Here is a 20572-nt window from a genome sequence, read left to right on the forward strand (position 1 = left end):
TGGTCTTGTGTCAACAAGAGTATACCAATTAGCAGAAAATTTAGGAATGACTAGCGAAGAACTTATAGCTAAGCTAGGAGAACTAGATATAAACGTAAAAAACAAAAATGATGAATTAAGTCAAGATGATGCAGAAATGGCAATGGAATTATTAGGTGATGAATCTATATCAGGTAGTGGACTTCCAACTGTATCAGTTGAAGGAAAATTAACTGTTCAAGAATTAGCTAATAGTTTAGAAAAACCAGCTACAGAAATAATAATGAAGCTTATGAAAATGGGAACTATGGCAACAATAAATCAAGAGTTAAACCTTGAAATAGCTTCATTAGTAGCTAAGGATTATGGATTTGAGCTTGTTGAAAAAGATATGACAGAGCAAGAAGAAGCTGAAATAGATGAATTAATTGATATAGAAGAAGATAAAGAAGAAGATTTAGTAAAAAGACCTCCTGTAGTTACTGTAATGGGACACGTTGACCATGGTAAAACGTCATTACTAGATGCTATAAGATCAACAAGTGTAACTACAAATGAAGCTGGAGGAATAACTCAACATATAGGAGCATCAGAAGTTACTATAAATGGAGAAAAAATAGTATTTTTAGATACTCCAGGACATGAAGCTTTCACATCTATGAGAGCTAGAGGAGCACAAGTAACTGATATGGCTATATTAGTTGTTGCAGCAGATGATGGTATAATGCCACAAACTATAGAAGCTATAAACCATGCTAAAGCTGCAGAAGTTCCAATAATAGTTGCGATAAATAAAATAGATAAGCCAGCTGCTAATGTTGATAGAGTTAAACAAGAATTAGCAGACCAAGGATTATTAGTTGAAGATTGGGGTGGAGATGTAATATCAGTTCCAGTATCAGCTAGACAAAAAACTAATATAGATGCATTACTTGAAATGATTCTATTAGTTGCAGAAGTAGAAGAATTAAAAGCTAACCCAAATAAAAGAGCTATAGGTACTGTAATAGAAGCTCAACTTGATAAAGGTAGAGGACCAGTTGCAACTGTTCTTGTTCAAGGAGGTACTTTAAAAGTAGGAGATCCTGTAGTTGCAGGTACTGCTTGTGGTAAAGTAAGAGCTATGATAAATGACAAGGGTAGAAGAGTTAAGACTGCTGGACCATCTACTGCTGTTGAGATATTAGGATTATCAGAAGTTCCACAAGGTGGAGATCAATTCGTAGCAGTAGCTACTGATAAAATAGCTAGAAGTGTAGCAGAGAAGAGACAACATATAGCTAGAGAAGAAATGTTAAAATCTAACCAAAGAGTAAGTCTTGATGAATTCTTCAACCAAATGGCAGATGCAGATGTTAAAGAACTTAACTTAGTTGTTAAAGCTGATGTTCAAGGTTCTGTTCAAGCTGTTAAACAATCTTTAGAAAAATTATCTAATGAAGAAGTTGCTGTAAGAGTTATACATGGTGGTGTTGGAGCTGTAACTGAATCTGATGTTATGCTAGCAAGAGCATCTAATGCGATAATAATAGGATTTAACGTAAGACCAGTTGCTACTGCTGAAGTAATGGCTAAAAAAGAAGAAGTTGATATAAGAACTTACACAATAATATATAAAGCTATAGAAGATGTACAAGCTGCTATGACAGGTATGTTAGACCCAGAATATATAGATGAAGATACAGGTAAGGCAGAAGTAAGAGAAACATTTAAAATATCTGGAGTTGGTACTGTAGCTGGATGTTATGTTTTAAGTGGTAAAATATTTAGAAATGGTAAAGTAAGAGTTGTAAGAGATGGATTTATAATCCATGAAGGTGAAATAGCAGCATTAAAGAGATTTAAAGATGACGCTAAAGAAGTTAACCATGGATATGAATGTGGTATAACAATCACTAATTTCAACGATTTAAAAGAAGGCGATATAATAGAAGCTTATATAACTAAAGAAGTTGAAAGAAAATTAAAATAGTAAAAAGAGGTCGATATTATGGCATCATACAATAGAACACAAAGAATAGGCGAAGAAATAAGAAAAGTTGTAAGTACAATGCTTATAAGTGGAATAAAAGACTATAGAATAAATTCTATGGTTAGTGTTACTGATGTTGAAGTAACTAATGATTTAAGTTATGCTTATGTATATGTAAGTATACTAGGTGGAAATAAAGAATCAAGCATGGCAGGACTTAAGAGTGCTTGTGGATATATAAGAAAAGAAGTAGGAAGAAATGTAAAGCTTAGACATACTCCGGAAATTATATTTAAATTAGATGATTCTATAGAAAAAGGAATGTATATGGAAAATCTAATTAAAAAAGTGAATCAAGAGAATCAAAATAATAAAAAAGATTCTGATGAAGAAACTCAAGGAGAGTGATCTATGCTAAATAATATTAAAAATATTATAAAAGCTATAAGGGAAGGTAACAATTTTATTGTTACCTCTCATTATAGTCCGGATGGAGATAATATAGGCTCTACATTATCTATGTATTACACGCTTAAAAAATTAGGTAAGAATGTATTATATGTATTAGATGATACTATACCTGTTAATTTAAAATTTTTAGTTAAAGATATAAAAATATTAAAATCTGAAGAAATAGATGTTAATATAAGTGATTATATTTTAATATCTCTTGATTGTGGAGATGCAAATAGAATATGTGTTAGTGAACATATAAAAGAGTCTGTTAATAAATTAATTTGTATAGATCACCATGCAAGTAATAATAATTTTGGAGATTTAAATTATATAAATCCAAATGAATCATCTACTTGTGAATTAGTGTACAACTTACTAAAAGAGTTTTCGAAAGTTGTAGGTGAAAATATAATAGATGAAACTATAGCAACTTGTCTATACACAGGTCTTTTAACAGATACTGGAAATTTCTCTTATTCAAACACTAATCCGAGCAGTTACTTAATGGCGTATGATTTAGTTTGTACAGGAGCTAAAAAAGATGTTATAATTCAAAAAATATTCCAAAGCAATCCATACAATTATTATAAGTTACTAGGTGAAGCTCTCGATACTTTAGATATTGTAGAGGGAAAAGTTGCTAGTATGATGTTAACAATGGATATGCTAGAAAGAAATCAAATTTCTTTTAATGATGCAGACGGAGTTACATCATATACTAGAGACATAGATGGAGTTGAAGTTGGTATTTTATTTAAAGAAAAAGGACTTAATGAGGTCAAGGTAAGTTTTAGATCTAAAAACTATGTAAATGTTAGTACTATTGCACAACATTTTGGAGGCGGAGGTCATGTTAGAGCTTCTGGATGTACTATAAAAGATACTATAGAAAACGTTAAAAAAATGGTGATTGACGAAGTTTTAAAACATATTTAAGGATGATTAGTATGAATAAAATAGTAAATATATTAAAGCCTACAGGTATGACATCTCATGACGTTGTAGGAAAAGTTAGAAAAATTTTAAACATAAAAAAAGTTGGTCACACAGGTACCCTTGATCCAGATGCATCAGGGGTACTACCTATATGTATAGGAAAAGCTACAAAAGTAAGTGAACTTATACTTAATAAGGATAAATCGTATATTTGTGAACTGACTTTAGGTATAAACACAGATACTTATGATTCATCAGGAGAAATAATAGAAAGGTTTGAAGTTGGTAATATAAGTATGGATGATCTTGAAAAAGCATTTGATACTCAAAGAGGTGAAATAAAACAACTTCCACCAATGTACTCTGCTCTTAAAATCAATGGTAAAAGAATGTGTGATTTAGTTAGAGCTGGAAGAACTGATGAAATAACACTTAAGTATAGAGATGTTAATATAAAAGAATTAAATATACTTTCATTTAAGGATAATAAGATAATGTTTTATGTTAAATGTTCTAAGGGAACTTATGTAAGAAGTATATGTTACGACATAGGTGAAAAATTAGGTTGTGGAGGACATATGTCTTTTTTACTAAGAACATCATCAGGGAAATTTAATTTAGAAAATGCAATAACATTAGAAGAATTAGAAAAATTATATAAAGAAGATAAATTAGATAAACATCTATATGATATAGATTATGTATTATCAAACTTTAATGATATACATATAAATCCATTAGCTGTTAAATCGTATGTTAATGGAGCTATAGTGTATAAAAAAGGATTTGTAAAAGGAACTTTTAATGAAAGAGATGAACTTGTAAGAGTATACAGTGAAAATAAGTTTTTAGGAGTTGGGAAATTCCTAAAAGTTGATGGGACATTATGCTTAAAAAGTGATAAACTATTTATATAGAATATAAGTAGTGGAGAATTTATTATGACTATTATAAAATCATTAGATAAAGTAGTAAATATTGAAAATAGTATTATAACAATTGGAAATTTTGATGGTATTCATAAAGGGCATATAAAATTAATAAAAAAAGCTGTTAAAGAAGCTAAACACAAAAAATTCAAAAGCATAGTATTTACTTTTGAAAATCATCCTATGAGATATTTTAGGGAAAATTCTATAAAAAGTATAATTACGAATGACGAAAAAATAAATATATTAAAATCATTAGGTGTAGATATGATTTTAATGGTTCCATTTAATGAATATATGACTAAAATATCTGCCATGAACTTTGTTAAAGAAATTTTAATAGATAAATTAAAGTGTAAAAAAGTTATAGTAGGACATGACTTTACTTTTGCTAGAAATAAAGAAGGTACTGTAGATAAATTAAAGTCACTTGGAAAATTATATAATATGGAAGTTGAAGTTATAAACCCTATAAAAATAAATAATATAAGAGTTAGTAGTAGCTATATAAGACAACTTATTAGTCAAGGGAAAGTTCATAATATAAAAGAATTTCTAGGTAGAAATTATTGTCTAGAAGGTGAAGTAATTCATGCTAAGAAACTAGGCAGAACTATAGGTTTTCCAACTGCTAATTTAAATATAGATAATAATTTAATTATACCTAAATGTGGTATATATGCAGTTAAAGTATACTTAAAAGATAAGACTTACTATGGAGCCACTAACATAGGTTATAATCCAACTGTAAATGGACAAAGTTTATCTATAGAAACTAATATACTTAACTTTAATAAAGACATATATGGTCAAATAATTAAAATTGAGTTTTTAGAAAGAATAAGAGATGAAAGAAAATTTAATTCTTTAGATGAATTAAAAGCTCAATTACATAAAGACGTTAACTTTGTATACAAAAAGTATATTTACAAGTAGACATATTTTGTGTTAAAATAAGATTCGTGAACCGTTACTCGGCATTTGAACACTCCAATCAATGCTTAGTAATTGGGGATTTAATAAAATAATGGAGGTATTCACAAATGAACAAAACTGAAATAATAAAAGAATTCGGAAGATTTGAAGGAGATACTGGTTCTCCAGAAGTACAAATAGCTTTATTAACAGCTAGAATAAATGAATTAAATGGTCACTTAAAAGTTCACAAAAAAGATCATCACTCAAGAAGAGGTCTTTTAAAGATGGTAGGTAAGAGAAGAAACTTATTAGCTTACTTAAAAGAAAAGGACTTAGAAGGATACAGAGCTTTAATAGCTAAGTTAGGATTAAGAAAATAATTTAATTATTTTAATAAAGAAGAAGGTTTATACCTTCTTCTTTTGTTTTAAATATTTTAAATAAATACAGTTTTTATTGAAAATAGAAATAATTTGCAACTATAATAATATTAAATTAAAATATATAAAGGAATAATGATAATTTATATAGAAATTTTTCTTTTAGGAGGGGATTTACTATGAAAATAAAATTAATGTGTGATAGTTTATGTGATATACCTATGGAGTTAGCAGAAAAACATAACATAGAAATAATTCCATTAACTATAATAATAGAAGATAAAGAATACAAAGATGGTGTAGATATGACCGAGGAAGAGTTTTACGAAACTATGAAAAAAATAAAAACTGTACCTAAAACATCTCAAGCTACATATATGCAATTTAAAGAAGCTTTCGATAAATATAAAGATGAATACTCTATAGTTTGTATAAGTGGTTCATCGAAATCTTCAGGTACATATCAAAGTGCAGTTATGGCGAAAAATGATACAGATGGAGATATACATATATTTGATACACTTAACTTATCTTTAGGAAGCGGACAGTATGTTATAAAAGCATGTGAACTTATAGATGAAGGGTTAGATGCTAAGTCTATAGTAGATGGACTAGAAGCTTTAAGAGAGAGTGTTAATCTATTTTTTGTACCAGATAGTTTAGAATATTTAAAAAGAAGTGGAAGAGTTTCTGTAACGACAGCCGCTATTGGAAATATGTTAAGTTTAAAACCTGTATTTTCGGTAAAAGATGGGAATATATCTTTACTTACAAAAGTAAGAGGTAAAAAAAATGTAATACATAAATTAATAGACTTGCTTAAAGAGCAATATGATAGTTTTGAAGATAAAAATGTAATGATAGGTTGTGGAGCTAATAAAAATGAGTTTGAGATTCTTAAAAAAGAAGTTCAAGAAGCAATAAAAGCTAAAAATATATACTTAACTAGAGGTGGGGCTTGTATATGCTCACATACAGGACCAGATATAATAGCTATTAGTTGTTCAAATTAAATGTATTAAATTTTACATATTAAGCAAATAATAAGTTTAAATAAAATATTTGCTAAGTTACGTTTTGTATCTCTAAAACATATCAATACAAGCCAGTAATTTACTTTTATGTTGTTAAATTATAGTATTTTTGATAAGATAGTACATAGGATACTAAACGCGGTTTTAATAAAGAGGAGGTACAAGCATTAATGTTTGAACATAAAGTTTTTAAGATGGATTTTGCAGGAAGAGAACTTTCTGTTGAGATAGGAAAAATTGCCGAACTAGCTAGTGGAAGCGCTATACTTCAGTACGGGGAAACTATGGTTATGGTAAATGTGTCAAAATCAGCTCAACCAAGAGATGGAATAGATTTCTTCCCTTTAAGTGTTGATTATGAAGAAAAATTATATTCAGTAGGTAAAATACCAGGAGGTTTCTTAAAAAGAGAAGGTAAACCTTCAGAAAAAGCTATACTTACATCAAGACTTATAGATAGACCTATAAGACCACTATTTCCTAAAGGTTTTAGAAATGATGTACAAGTAGTTGCAACTGTTTTATCAGTAGATCAAGATTGTACTCCTGATATAGTGGCCATGATAGGATCATCTGTAGCTTTATCTATATCTGATATACCATTTAACGGACCAACTGGTTCTGTATTAGTAGGGTTAGTAGACGGAGCATTTGTTATAAATCCAACAGCAGAACAAAGAGAAAAAAGTTCTCTTCACCTTGTAGTATCAGGTACTAAAGATGCAATAATGATGGTTGAAGCTGGAGCTGAAGAAATACCAGATGAATTGATGTTAGAAGCTATATTATTTGCACATGAAGAAATTAAAAAGGTTGTTGAGTTCGTAGAAACTATAGCAGCTGAAGTTGGGAAAGAAAAAATAGAGGTTACTCTTTATAAAATAGATGAAGAAGTAGAAAAAGCTGTTCGTGAGTTTGCTACAGATAAAATGAAAGAAGCAGTTAAAACTGTAGAAAAGCTTGAAAGAATGGAAAAGATGGATGCAGTAAAAGAAGAAACTTTTGCTCATTTTGAAGATATAGTAGAAGAGTTCGGACAAGATATAGAGGAAACGTTACATGCTATAATAAAAGAAGAAGTAAGAAAGCTTATAGTGCATGAAAATATAAGACCTGACAATAGAAAGCCAGATGAAATAAGACCAATATGGTGTGATAATGGGTTTATACCAAGAGCGCATGGTTCTGGATTATTTACAAGAGGTCAAACTCAAGTTATGTCTATAGCAACACTTGGAGCTTTAGGTGATGTTCAAATACTTGATGGACTTGATGAAGAAGAAAGTAAAAGATATATGCATCACTACAACTTCCCAGCATATAGTGTTGGTGAAGCTAGACCATCAAGAGGTCCAGGTAGAAGAGAAATAGGTCACGGTGCACTTGCTGAAAGAGCATTACTTCCTGTTATACCTTCAAAAGAAGAGTTTCCTTATGCAATAAGAGTAGTATCAGAAGTTTTAAGTTCAAATGGGTCAACTTCTCAAGGAAGTGTATGTGGATCTACATTATCACTTTTAGATGCAGGTGTACCAATTAAAGATATGGTTGCAGGTATTGCTATGGGACTTATAAAACATGATAATAAAGTTGCAGTACTTTCAGATATACAAGGAATGGAAGATCATTTAGGGGATATGGACTTTAAAGTTGCAGGAACTGAACATGGTATAACAGCTATACAAATGGATATAAAAATAGCTGGTATAGATGAAGAAGTACTAAGAACAGCTTTAAAACAAGCTAGAGTAGGTAGAATACACATATTAAATGAAATGAGAAAGACAATAGATGCTCCTAAGCCAGAACTTTCTAAGTATGCACCTAAGATAGTAACAATGAATATAAACCCAGATAAGATAAGAGACGTAATTGGACCTGGTGGAAAAATAATAACTAAGATTATAGATGAAACAGGTGTTAAAATAGATATAGAACAAACAGGAGAAGTATTTATAAGTGGAATAGATGCTGAAATGATAGCAAAAGCACAACAACTTATACATGATATAGTTGCTGAAGCTGAAGTAGGACAAACTTACACAGGTAAAGTAACAAGAATAATGAACTTTGGTGCTTTTGTTGAAATACTTCCAGGAAAAGAAGGATTACTTCATATATCTCATATAGCACATGAAAGAGTTAATAAAGTTGAAGATGTACTAAATATAGGAGATGAAGTAACAGTAAAAGTAACTGAGATAGATGAAAAAGGAAGAGTTAATTTATCTAGAAAAGCTCTTTTACCAAAACCAGAGAAAAAAGAAGTTAAAGAAAATAAAGAGAATGAAGATAAATAATAATTTCTAAAATAAAACACCCTCCAGTAAAATATAAGAGGGTGTTTTATTATGCAAAAAAATATATAAGCATTTTTTACAATAGTAAAAGCATTTTAAGTTATATAAGCATTTAAAAATACAATATATAATATAAATGCATAAAAAGTTAGACTACCTAATACAATTTAATGAGAGTAAATTGTACATATTGGGAGGAAATTTTTTATGATAATGATGGTACTTAATAAAAAGAAGGTAAAAAAAATTTTAATAATATCACTAGTTATAGTACTAGCAATTATAGGAATTATATTTATGTCTAAAAAAGGGACGACGCCTACAATTAATATGTTTTATAAAGCAGAGGAACCATATTACAATGGAACAAAATCCAATAGTGGTCACGTTGCAATAAGTTGCAACGTAGACCTAGGATGGGAAAGTGAATATATAGAAAAGATACTTAAAGTATTAGATGAAAAAAATGCTAAGATAACTTTCGCTGTAACAGGCAGATGGGCTGAAGAAAACCCTGAATTTCTACTTGAAATTCAAAAAAAAGGACATGAAATAGCTAATCATGGATATAAACATTTAGATTATGCTACATTAAACTACGATAAGAACTATGAACAAATAAAAACATCTAAAGAAATAATAGAAAATATAATAAAAAAAGAAACTAAATTTTTTCAAGCACCAGGAGGTTCATTTAATAAAGATACTGTAAAAGCTTCTATTGATTTAGGATACACGCCTTACAAATGGGATATAGACACAATAGATTGGAAAAATAGACAAGAACCAGATGTTATTATAAATCGAGTTAAGTCAAAAGATATGAAAGATTCTAGTATAATACTTATGCATCCTACACATGCAAGTGCTGAAGGTATTGATGATATTATAGGGATAATTGAAAGTAAAAATTTAAAACCAGGAAAACTTAGTGATGTATTTGAGCTTTAAAAGTTTATTTAAGTTATTTTGATGTTGAATAATTTATTTTACTAAATTATAATTTAAAGGACATTAACTAAGATACAAACATAAATGATTATCATAAATATTATAATGCACAAATCAAATTGGAGGATGAGTATGTATAAGATACACAAGTTAGAAAATGGACTTACAATAGTAGGAGAAGAAATACCTTATTTAAAATCCATAACATTAGGAGTATGGGTAAATGCAGGATCTAGAATAGAAAGTGAAAAATTAAGTGGAGTATCACATTTTATAGAACACATGCTATTTAAAGGAACTAAAAATAGAACATCAAAAGAAATAGCTAGTACAATAGATAATTTAGGTGGGCAAATAAATGCTTTTACTAGTAAGGAATGTACATGTTATTATGTTAAATTATTAGATGAGCATATAAATATAGGATTAGATATACTAAGTGATATGTTTTTAAATCCATTATTTGATAAAGAAGATATAGAAAAAGAAAGACAAGTTATATTAGAAGAGCTAAAAATGTATGAAGACTCTCCAGAAGATTTAGTATATGACTTACTTATGGAAGGAATATACAAAACAGATGCTCTTGGAATGAATATAATAGGAACTAAAGAATCTTTATACAATATTAATAAAGATACTATAAAAGATTATTTTAATAAATATTATGTAGCTAGCAACTCTGTAATATCAATTAGTGGTAATTTTAAATTTGAAGAAATGGTTAAATTAATAGAAAATAAATTTAAAGATTTACCTAAAGGAAATGTAGATATAGAAATAACTACACCAGAATTTAATCCTTGTTTTATAGCTAAAAATAAAGATACTGAACAAGTTAATTTGGCTATAAGCTTAAAAGCAGTACCGCTGGAAGATAGAGAAGATGCATATGCTTTATCTATAATAAATAATATATTTGGAGGAAGTATAAGTTCTAGATTATTTCAAAATATAAGAGAAAATAAAGGACTTGTTTATTCTATATATTCAGCGCCTAGTCTTTATAGAAAAAGTGGAGAACTTGGTATATATGCAAGTATGAGTAACGAAAATTTAAAAAAAGTATATAATTTAGTATTAGAAGAAATTGATAACTTAAGAAAAAATCATCTTACAGATAAAGAGATAAAAGAAAGTAAAGAACAGTTAAAAGGAAGTTATATTCTAGGTTTAGAAAGTACTAGTAGTAGAATGATGTCAATCGGTAAGGCTATGATTTTAACTGGGAAAGTAAAAAATCCTAATGATATTATAGAAAGTATAAATAATATTGATAGAGCTAGAATAGACTTAATTATAGACAAGGTATTTAATAAAGAAAATATTGGAGTATGTATCGTAGGAAGAGATGTAGAGAATATAACTTTAGACTAATTAGATTAGACATATAATTAAGCTTATCTAAATAAAGATATATTAGTTTATATGGGGGGATACTTATGAATTTATCTGAAGTAGCAGGTAAGGAGATTGTAAATTTAGTTACAGGAGAAAGATTGGGAGTTGTTGGAGAGTGCGACCTTATAATTGAAGATACTACAGGGAAAATATTAGCTTTATTAATTCCTAGAGAAAGAGGATTTTTTGGATTTAGAAAAGATAAATCAGTACTTGAAGTACCGTGGAGAAATGTAAAAAAAATTGGTAATGACATGATTATAATAGAATATGAAGGCATGTATTAGGAGGATAATATGACAATAGTAGTTCAAAAATTTGGTGGGACATCTGTGGAATCTAATGAAAAAATGCAACAAGTTTGCAATATAATAAAAGACTATAAAGACAAAGGATTAGATTTAGTTGTTGTAGTTTCAGCTATGGGAAGAAAAGGAGCACCTTATGCAACTGATACGTTAATAAATTTATGTAAAGGTGTTAATGATGATTCATCTAAAAGAGAGTTAGATTTAATAATGTCTTGTGGAGAGATAATATCAGGAACTATACTTACTAACATGTTAAAAGGACATGGTATAGATTCTGTATTTTTAACAGGTAGTCAAGCTGGTATATACACTGATGGAAATTTTTCTGACTCTAGAATAGTAGATATTAAGCCAGAAAGAATATATAAAGAATTAGATGAAGGTAAAGTTGTAATTATAGCAGGTTTTCAAGGAACAACAGAAAGTGGAGAAATAACTACTCTTGGAAGAGGTGGCAGTGATACTTCTGCGGTTGCTATAGGTAAAGCACTAGAATGTAAGAATGTTGAGATATATACAGATGTTGATGGAATAATGACAGCAGATCCAAGAGTTGAGCCTGAAGCTAAGGTTTTAGATTATATAAATTATGAAGAAGTATTTCAAATGGCAGATAAGGGTGCCAAAGTAATACACCCAAGAGCAGTTGAAATTGCAAAAAGTGGATCAATTACTTTAAATATAAAAAATACTTTAAATCCATCACATCCAGGAACTAAAATAAGTGGTATGAGTCCTAAGTTTGAAGTAAATAAAGAAGAAAAAACTATAAACACTATGACAGCAGTAGCTCATACAAGTGGAGTTGCTCAAATTAAAGTTAAATCAAGAGAAGATATATTTACAGATATAATGGATGAGATTGAAGCGAATGAAATAAGTTTAGATATGATAAACTTCTTTATAGAAGAAAAAGCTTTTGTAATAGATCATGATAAGTTAAATTCATTAAAAGAAATACTTAAATCGCACAATCTTGATTATAAAGTAAAAGAAAATTGTGCTAAGGTAACTTTAATTGGATCTAAAATGACTGGAACACCAGGAGTGATGGCAAAAATAGTAAGAGCATTGTCAAAAGCTAAAATAAATTTATTACAAACTTCAGATTCAAACATGACTATATCTTGCTTAGTTGAAGAAAAAGATATGAAAAATGCTGTTCATGCAATTCATGAAGAATTTAAATTAAATTAATAATATCCTCCTTTTTTGGTTAACTTATATGTAAAGTTAACCTTAAAGGAGGATATTTTTATGTCAAATAAAAATAAAAAGACAGATAATAAACAACCACATTTTAAATTAGAATTTGGAGAAGAATTAGGCTTACCAGCACATTTAAGACCTAAAAAAAGTGGCTCAGTAGCTCAAAATACATCTAGACCAATAAGTAAACACCCTAAAGGAAAATAGATTTAAATTAAATCTTAAAAGGAGGGCTACATATGATGTATTCCAATAATAATAAAAGTATTAACTTAAAATCTCAAGAAGAACAAGATAGTCGTGAAGAAGCTGAAGATATACAAAACATTAAGCAAATGGGAGTTCCAAATATACCAAATCAAGATATAAAAGATATTCAATGTATAACTATAATAGGTGAAATAGAAGGTCATTTTGCTGGTAATCCACAAAAAAAATCTACAAAGTATGAGCATATAATACCTATGTTGTTTGCAATAGAAGAAAGCAAAGATATAAAAGGTGTTTTAATAATTTTAAATACAGTAGGTGGAGATGTTGAAGCTGGACTTGCAATGTCAGAACTTATAAATAGTATATCTAAAAAAGTTGTTACTCTTGTGTTAGGAGGAAGTCACAGTATAGGAGTTCCACTTGCAACAGCAGGAGATTACTCATTTATAGCTCCTACTGCAACTATGATAGTTCATCCTATAAGAACTAATGGATTAGTTATTGGAGTTAATGAAACTTTTGAATATTTTAAAAAGATGCAAGAGCGTATAACTCAGTTTATAATTAGAACATCAGATATAGAAAAAGAAGATTTAGAAAAGCTAATGTATTCTAAAGAAGAATTAGTAAGTGATGTTGGAAGTGTATTAATAGGTAAAGAAGCAGTAGATTGTGGGCTTATAAATGAAGTTGGTGGATTAAAAGAAGCTATGATTAAATTAAGAGAATTGATAAATGAAGAGAGTAATGAAGATAACAAAAATGTAATCAAATAAAATTTGGTTAAATAATAGAATATATGCTATAATTAGAAGATATAAAAGTGTTAGTGTTTAAATACATTAGCACTTTTTGCTATGATTTTGGAGTTTATTAATTCTTGTATAAATTTATTTTTAAGAGGTGAGATTGATGGCTAAGAAAAAATCTAAAAAGAAGAAAAGTATGGAATCAAGTTTTAAAGCTGAATATAATAACCTGATAACTATATTTATAGGTATATTCTTATTATATAGTTTAAACTCTAGTTCTATGGGACTATTAGGTACATTTATACAAAATATATTTTTAGGATTGTTCGGAAAATTATCAATAGCTATACCATTTATAATAATTATTAGTGGTGTTTTAGGATTTTTTGAAAAAAATGAATATATCTATAGAATTAAAAGTACTAAGTTATATTATGTAGGTGTAATTTTTATATTCATATTTTATGGACTTATAAATGCAAAAAATTTACCTATAGATAGTCCTACTAATTCATATGTAATTAAAGAGGTAACTAAACAAGCTGCACAAGGAAATGGATGTGGACTTATAGCTACAGTTATTACATATTATGTAACTAAGATATTTGGGGTAACTGGTGCATGGTTAATAAGTATATTTGCATTACTAATAACATGTTTATTTACATTTAATATATCTTTAAAAGATTTAATATATAAGATAAAAGTAAAAACTCAAAAAAGCAAAAATAGTAATCTTACTTTTAAAGAAAAAGCCTTAAACTTAAAAGATGCTATGGTTAATATGGTTACTGAAGAAGTTGATGAAAATACTATGGTTACAAAAACTGGATTAAGAGGTAAATCTAAAAAAGAAGAAATAAGTGAAAATAGTATAGAAGATGATGAAAATGACAAAACAATAAAGATAGTAGGTTTTAATAAAGCAGATGATGACTATTTAGAAATTTTAGAAGGTACTCAAAGTATGCCTGAATTAGAGGTCTTAAAAGAATTACAAAAAGCAAAACCTAATCAAAAAACAGAGACTTCAATTAAGCAAAATGATAACTTAGAAAAGACTCAACCTATGGATATAAAAACAGAGTCAAGTTATGAAAATTACAAAAAACCTAGTGTTGATTTGTTAAATAAAATAGACTCAAAGCCTGATGATAAGAGTAAGAAAAAAGTATTAAAAAATGCATCTTTACTAGAAAAAACTTTATCTGATTTTGGAGTTGAAGCAAAAGTTAATCAAGTAACAGTAGGACCTACTATAACAAGATATGAACTTCAACCAAGTCCAGGAGTAAAGGTAAGCAAAATAGTAAATTTAACAGATGATATAGCTCTTAGTTTAGCCGCAAAAAGCATAAGAATAGAAGCTCCAATACCAGGTAAAAGTGCAATAGGGATAGAAGTACCAAATGAAGAAGCACAAATGGTTACTTTAAGAGAAGTTCTTGAAAGTGATGAATTTAATAAATTTGAATCACCGCTTGCTATGGGACTTGGAAAAGATATAGCAGGAAAGCCGATAATAGCTGATATTGGGAAAATGCCTCATTTACTTATAGCAGGATCTACAGGTTCAGGAAAAAGTGTATGTGTAAATACTTTAATAAATAGTATATTATATAAATCAAACCCTGATGAAGTTAAGTTTTTACTTATAGATCCTAAGGTTGTTGAACTTGCAAATTACAATGGTATACCACATTTATTAATACCTGTTGTAACTGATCCTAAAAAAGCTGCTAATGCACTTAATTGGGCAGTTACAGAAATGAACAGAAGATATAAACTATTTGCAGAATCAAGTGTAAAAGATATCACTAGTTATAATGAAAAGAGTGAAGAAAAACTTCCTAAAATAGTTATAATAATAGACGAACTTGCTGACCTTATGATGGTAAGTGCTAATGATGTTGAAGATTATATTTGTAGATTGGCTCAAATGGCAAGAGCTGCTGGTATGCACTTAATAGTTGCTACACAAAGACCATCAGTTGATGTCATAACTGGGGTTATAAAAGCTAATATACCTTCAAGAATTGCATTTGCTGTTTCATCTCAAACTGATTCAAGAACAATCCTTGATATGGGTGGAGCTGAAAAACTTTTAGGTAAAGGAGATATGTTATTTTACCCATTAGGGGCGGCAAAACCAGTAAGACTTCAAGGTGCATTTATATCTGAATCTGAATCTGAAAGAGTTATAGATTATGTAAAAAGTCAAGTAAAAGATGAAGTTAAATATGAAGAATGTATTGTAGATAGTATAAGTAAAATATCAAAAGAACAATCAAGTGATGTAGATGAATTTTTAAGTGAAGCTATAGAATTTGTAGTTGAAAGTGGACAAGCTTCAGCTTCGATGCTTCAAAGAAAGTTTAAAATCGGATTTAATAGAGCGGCAAGACTTATAGATTCTATGGAAGAAAGAGGAATTGTTGGAAAGAGCGAAGGTAGTAAGCCGAGAAAAGTTTTAATAAGTAAACAAGATTTAGAAAATTTAGAAGGTGAATAAATTTGAAAACAATAAGTGTAAAAAATGCATTAAATTTACCAAACACTATATTTATAGATGTTAGAACAGAAGCAGAGTTTAATGAAGATCATATATTAGATGCTTTTCATATGCCATTATTTAGTGACAATGAACATAAAGATATAGGTACTATATATAAAATGCAAGGAAAGCATGAGGCTATACAAAAAGGATTTGATTATGTTAAAGATAAATTAAAACATATGTATATGGAAGTTTTAAGTTTAGCTAATGAATATGAAAACATAGTTATATATTGTGCTAGAGGTGGAATGAGAAGCGGAAGTTTAGCAAATATGATAGCCACTTTAGGTGTAAATGTATATCAATTAGAAGGTGGATATAAAGCCTATAGAAACTTTGTATTAGATTACTTTAAAACTGTTATGGATACTAAAGAATTTATAGTACTTCATGGTTTAACAGGTGTTGGTAAAACAGATATGCTAATGATGTTAGAAGAAAAAGGTATAGATATTATAGATTTAGAAGGAATAGCTAAAAATAGTGGTTCTACTTTTGGATTTATAATGTTTAATGAAAAGCCTCCAACACAGAAAAAGTTTGAAACTAATATATTTGAAAAACTATATTTTTCAAAAAGTAATTATATATTTATAGAAAGTGAAAGTAAAAGAGTTGGTCATGTTAATGTTCCAAATGAAATATATGAAGGAATAATAAGAGATGGCTATCATATATTATTAGAATGTAGTATTAAATCTAGAGTAGATAGATTATGTAGAGATTATATATACACAGAAAATAAAAACTTTGAAGCCTTAATACAATGTATAAATAAATTTAGAAAAAGATTAGGTAATGCTAAAGTTGATTATTATATTGAATTATTTAATGAAGGAAAATATGAACAACTTGTAGAACATTATTTAGTAGAATATTACGATGCATTATATGGGCATTCAGTTGATAAATATAAATATAATAAAGTTATAAATTGTGATAATATGGAACAATCTCTTTTAGAACTAATAGATTTTCATAAAGCAGCAAAGGAAGGAGCAATTTAAATGTTAAAGATAGCGTTAGAGTCACTAGGATGTTCGAAAAACTTAGTAGATGCAGAAATAATGATGGGAATTTTAAATAGAAAAGGATATAAACTAGTAGGAGATTTTGAAGAGGCTGATATAATCTTAGTAAATACTTGTGGCTTTATTGAATCAGCAAAGCAAGAATCTATAGATACTATACTTGACTTAGCACAATTAAAAGAAACTGGAAATTTAAAATTACTTATTGTAACAGGATGTCTAGCACAAAGATATTCTAATGAATTACAAGCAGAGATACCAGAAATAGATGCAATAGTTGGAACAGGAAGTTATCAACAAATAGATGAAATAATAGCAGGACTTGAAAAGGAAAATAATATAGTAAGTTTAAATGATATAGAATTTGCATATAATGAAGATCTTCCAAGATATGTTACAACTCCTGATTATATGGCTTATTTAAAAATTGGTGAAGGATGCGACAATCACTGTACTTACTGTATAATACCTAAATTAAGAGGTAAATATAGAAGTAGAAAAATGGAAGATATAATAAGAGAAGCTAAAGAATTAGCATCTAACGGAGTTAAAGAACTTGTAGTTATAGCACAAGACACTACTAAGTATGGACTTGACTTATATGGTGAAGTTAAGTTGCCACAATTATTAGAAGAACTTGCACAAATAGAAGGTATAAAATGGATAAGAATAATGTATTCATATCCAGAGTCAATAACAGAAGAACTTGTAAAAGTAATAAAGAAATATGATAACATATGTAATTATTTTGACATGCCGATACAACATGCAAGTAATAAAGTTTTAAAATTAATGAATAGACATACAACTAAAGAAGATATAAAGTCTAAGGTTGATATGATAAGAAGCTATATTCCAGATGCAACATTAAGAACAACTATAATAGTTGGTTTCCCAGGAGAAACTGAAGAAGATTTTAATGAATTGGTACAATTTGCTAAGGATATAGAATTTGATAGATTAGGAGCATTTACTTATTCAAGAGAAGAAGACACTGCAGCTGATAAATTACCTAATCATTTAGAAGAAGATATAAAATTACAAAGAAGAGACAAACTTATGTTAATTCAACAAGAAATATCTCAAAGATTAAATGCTAAAAAGATAAATAATGAATATGAAGTTTTAATAGAAGAACAAATAGAAGATAAGGTTTATGTGGGAAGAACTCAAGGTGATGCTGAGGAAATAGATAGTATAGTTTATGTTAAATCTGAAAATCAACTTGAACCAGGAGATTTTGTTAAGGTTAAAATAAATAATGCTTTAGAGTATGATTTGATGGGAGATGTAGTTAATGAACTTGCCTAATAAATTAACTTTATTTAGAATATTTTTAATACCTGTATTTATAATAATAATGATGATAAACATACCTAACAAGTTTATAATAGCTTGTATGATATTTATAATAGCTTCTGTTACAGATGCAATGGATGGGCATATAGCTAGAAAATATAATTTAATAACTGACTTTGGAAAGTTCATGGATCCACTTGCAGATAAGTTACTTGTTATATCAGCACTAACTACTATGATAGAATTTGATTTAGTTGCAGCATGGATGGTTATTATAATAGTAGCAAGAGAACTTACTGTTAGTATATTAAGAGCTATTGCAGCAGCTGATGGAAAAGTTATAGCAGCTAGCTCTGGAGGTAAATTAAAGACTATTTCACAAATGATAGCAATAGTCGTGCTTTTACTAGCTGCACAAACTGGAAATATGTTACTTTTAGATACAGGCAAAATAATTATATTAATAGCAACATTACTTACTCTTTACTCTGGGTGGGAGTATATATATATAAATAGAAACTTATTTATGGAAAGTAAGTAAGTATATAAAAAGGTGGGTATATATTGAATATACTCACTTTTTTATTTTTAACCAATTAAACTTATGGGAAAATATGTATAAATTGATATAATTAGAGTTAATACTATTAATAATGTATTATTTAATTGACTTTAAGTAGTAAAAAAGCTATAATAAGTATAGAACAAATGTTTGATTATAACTTAAAGATAATATAAATGATTTATAGAAGGGAAGGTATTATAAATGGCAGGAATACAAGAAGAAAGATTAAAAGCATTAAATTCAGCGCTATCTCAAATAGAAAAAGATTTTGGTAAAGGATCAGTAATGAAGCTAGGTGAAGCTGGTGGAATGGCTATAGATGTAATCCCAACTGGATCTATAGGTCTTGATATAGCAGTTGGAATAGGAGGTCTTCCAAAAGGAAGAATAGTTGAAATATATGGACCAGAATCTTCAGGTAAAACAACAGTTACATTACATGCAGTAGCAGAAGCTCAAAAACAAGGTGGTATAGCAGCATTTATAGATGCAGAACATGCATTAGACCCAGTATATGCAAAAGCATTGGGAGTTGATGTAGATAATTTAATAGTTTCACAACCAGATACAGGGGAACAAGGTTTAGAAATAGCTGAAGCTCTTATAAGAAGTGGAGCTATAGATATAATAGTAGTAGACTCTGTTGCAGCATTAGTACCTAAGGCTGAAATAGAAGGGGATATGGGAGATTCACATGTGGGTCTTCAAGCAAGACTTATGTCACAAGCTTTAAGAAAATTAACAGGATCTATAAAAAAATCTAACTGTGTTGCTATATTTATAAACCAATTAAGAGAAAAAGTTGGAGTAATGTTTGGTAGTCCAGAAACTACAACAGGTGGACGTGCTCTTAAATTCTACTCTTCAGTAAGATTAGATGTTAGAAAAATAGATACTATAAAGCAAGGCGATAAAGTAATGGGAAGTAGAACAAGAGTAAAAGTAGTTAAAAATAAAGTTGCACCTCCATTTAAGCAATGTGAGTTTGATATAATGTATGGTGAAGGTATATCTAAAGTTGGCGATTTATTAGATATAGCTGCAGACATAGATATCGTTAAGAAATCAGGAGCTTGGTATAGCTATAATGATACTAAGTTAGGACAAGGTAGAGAAAATGTTAAAAAGTTTTTATCAGATAATCCTGATTTAACAGAAGAAATAGAAGCTTTAGTAAGAAAATATTATAAATTAGATGGGCATAGAGAAAGCGAACAAGAAAACGAAGACTCAATAGAAAATATTGGAGAATAATAGTCTGTATACCTCCTATTAACTTGACACCAGGTAGAAAAAATTATAAAATTAAATGAGAATGAAATATTCTTATTTAGTTTATAAAAACATATGTTATAAATACTGTAGTTGACGGTTTACAT

The 20572-nt window shown here is 28.6% G+C and carries 19 protein-coding genes; all 19 read left to right on the plus strand.

All coding sequences use genetic code 11. The features are described 5' to 3' along the window. Positions 1-7 precede the first annotated feature (7 nt). The 19 genes from infB (at position 8) to recA (ending at position 20447) form a co-directional block, all read left to right on the plus strand. Entirely contained in the window at positions 8-1951 is a 1944-nt protein-coding gene (gene infB, locus ABFX13_RS04300; protein WP_346042946.1) for a translation initiation factor IF-2, read from the plus strand. An 18-nt stretch (positions 1952-1969) separates the two neighbouring features. Further along, on the plus strand, positions 1970-2359 hold the full coding sequence (gene rbfA / locus ABFX13_RS04305) for a 30S ribosome-binding factor RbfA (RefSeq protein WP_346042948.1): 390 nt from the start codon (positions 1970-1972) through the stop codon (positions 2357-2359). Positions 2360-2362: 3 nt separating this feature from the next. After that, positions 2363-3343: a DHH family phosphoesterase gene (locus tag ABFX13_RS04310; protein ID WP_346042950.1), complete on the plus strand. Its 981-nt coding sequence runs from the start codon at positions 2363-2365 to the stop codon at positions 3341-3343. A gap of 11 nt (positions 3344-3354) precedes the next feature. Beyond that, the gene (truB, locus tag ABFX13_RS04315; RefSeq protein WP_346042952.1) at positions 3355-4260 is read left to right on the plus strand and encodes a tRNA pseudouridine(55) synthase TruB; all 906 of its coding nucleotides are present in this window, start codon (positions 3355-3357) and stop codon (positions 4258-4260) included. Between the two features lie 24 nt (positions 4261-4284). Continuing rightward, positions 4285-5208 carry a bifunctional riboflavin kinase/FAD synthetase gene (locus ABFX13_RS04320; protein ID WP_346042954.1) on the plus strand — a complete coding sequence of 308 codons (924 nt, stop codon included), beginning with the start codon at positions 4285-4287 and terminating at the stop codon, positions 5206-5208. Positions 5209-5315: 107 nt separating this feature from the next. Then, on the plus strand, positions 5316-5570 hold the full coding sequence (rpsO, locus tag ABFX13_RS04325; RefSeq protein ID WP_147545838.1) for a 30S ribosomal protein S15: 255 nt from the start codon (positions 5316-5318) through the stop codon (positions 5568-5570). Between the two features lie 179 nt (positions 5571-5749). Continuing rightward, a complete protein-coding gene (locus ABFX13_RS04330; RefSeq protein ID WP_346042957.1) occupies positions 5750-6583 on the plus strand; it encodes a DegV family protein in 834 nt (277 codons plus the stop codon). 191 nt (positions 6584-6774) lie between these two features. Next, positions 6775-8904, plus strand: coding sequence for a polyribonucleotide nucleotidyltransferase (gene pnp / locus ABFX13_RS04335; RefSeq protein WP_346042959.1), 2130 nt, complete (start codon positions 6775-6777; stop codon positions 8902-8904). Between the two features lie 207 nt (positions 8905-9111). Further along, complete coding sequence (locus tag ABFX13_RS04340) at positions 9112-9855, plus strand: polysaccharide deacetylase family protein (RefSeq protein ID WP_346042961.1); 744 nt, start codon at positions 9112-9114, stop codon at positions 9853-9855. A 132-nt stretch (positions 9856-9987) separates the two neighbouring features. Continuing rightward, positions 9988-11232, plus strand: coding sequence for a M16 family metallopeptidase (locus tag ABFX13_RS04345; RefSeq protein WP_346042963.1), 1245 nt, complete (start codon positions 9988-9990; stop codon positions 11230-11232). A gap of 65 nt (positions 11233-11297) precedes the next feature. Next, positions 11298-11543: a YlmC/YmxH family sporulation protein gene (locus ABFX13_RS04350; RefSeq protein WP_250672831.1), complete on the plus strand. Its 246-nt coding sequence runs from the start codon at positions 11298-11300 to the stop codon at positions 11541-11543. 9 nt (positions 11544-11552) lie between these two features. Beyond that, positions 11553-12764 (plus strand): aspartate kinase, encoded by a 1212-nt coding sequence (gene dapG / locus ABFX13_RS04355; RefSeq protein WP_346042967.1) that lies wholly within the window; start codon positions 11553-11555, stop codon positions 12762-12764. Positions 12765-12824: 60 nt separating this feature from the next. Then, positions 12825-12983 (plus strand): hypothetical protein, encoded by a 159-nt coding sequence (locus ABFX13_RS04360; protein WP_346042969.1) that lies wholly within the window; start codon positions 12825-12827, stop codon positions 12981-12983. Positions 12984-13015: 32 nt separating this feature from the next. Then, positions 13016-13765, plus strand: a complete 750-nt coding sequence (locus ABFX13_RS04365; protein WP_428833860.1) for a ClpP family protease — start codon at positions 13016-13018, stop codon at positions 13763-13765. Between the two features lie 136 nt (positions 13766-13901). Next, complete coding sequence (locus ABFX13_RS04370) at positions 13902-16253, plus strand: DNA translocase FtsK (RefSeq protein ID WP_346042971.1); 2352 nt, start codon at positions 13902-13904, stop codon at positions 16251-16253. A gap of 2 nt (positions 16254-16255) precedes the next feature. Further along, a complete protein-coding gene (mnmH, locus tag ABFX13_RS04375; protein ID WP_346042973.1) occupies positions 16256-17305 on the plus strand; it encodes a tRNA 2-selenouridine(34) synthase MnmH in 1050 nt (349 codons plus the stop codon). Next, positions 17306-18640 (plus strand): 30S ribosomal protein S12 methylthiotransferase RimO, encoded by a 1335-nt coding sequence (gene rimO / locus ABFX13_RS04380; RefSeq protein WP_346042977.1) that lies wholly within the window; start codon positions 17306-17308, stop codon positions 18638-18640. Beyond that, entirely contained in the window at positions 18627-19169 is a 543-nt protein-coding gene (gene pgsA / locus ABFX13_RS04385; protein ID WP_346042979.1) for a CDP-diacylglycerol--glycerol-3-phosphate 3-phosphatidyltransferase, read from the plus strand. The genes rimO and pgsA overlap by 14 nt, the downstream gene beginning before the upstream one ends. Before the next feature lie 225 nt (positions 19170-19394). After that, a complete protein-coding gene (gene recA / locus ABFX13_RS04390; protein ID WP_346042981.1) occupies positions 19395-20447 on the plus strand; it encodes a recombinase RecA in 1053 nt (350 codons plus the stop codon). Positions 20448-20572: the final 125 nt, after the last annotated feature.

It is taken from the genome of Paraclostridium tenue, assembly GCF_039521565.1.
Lineage (GTDB): Bacteria > Bacillota > Clostridia > Peptostreptococcales > Peptostreptococcaceae > Paraclostridium > Paraclostridium tenue.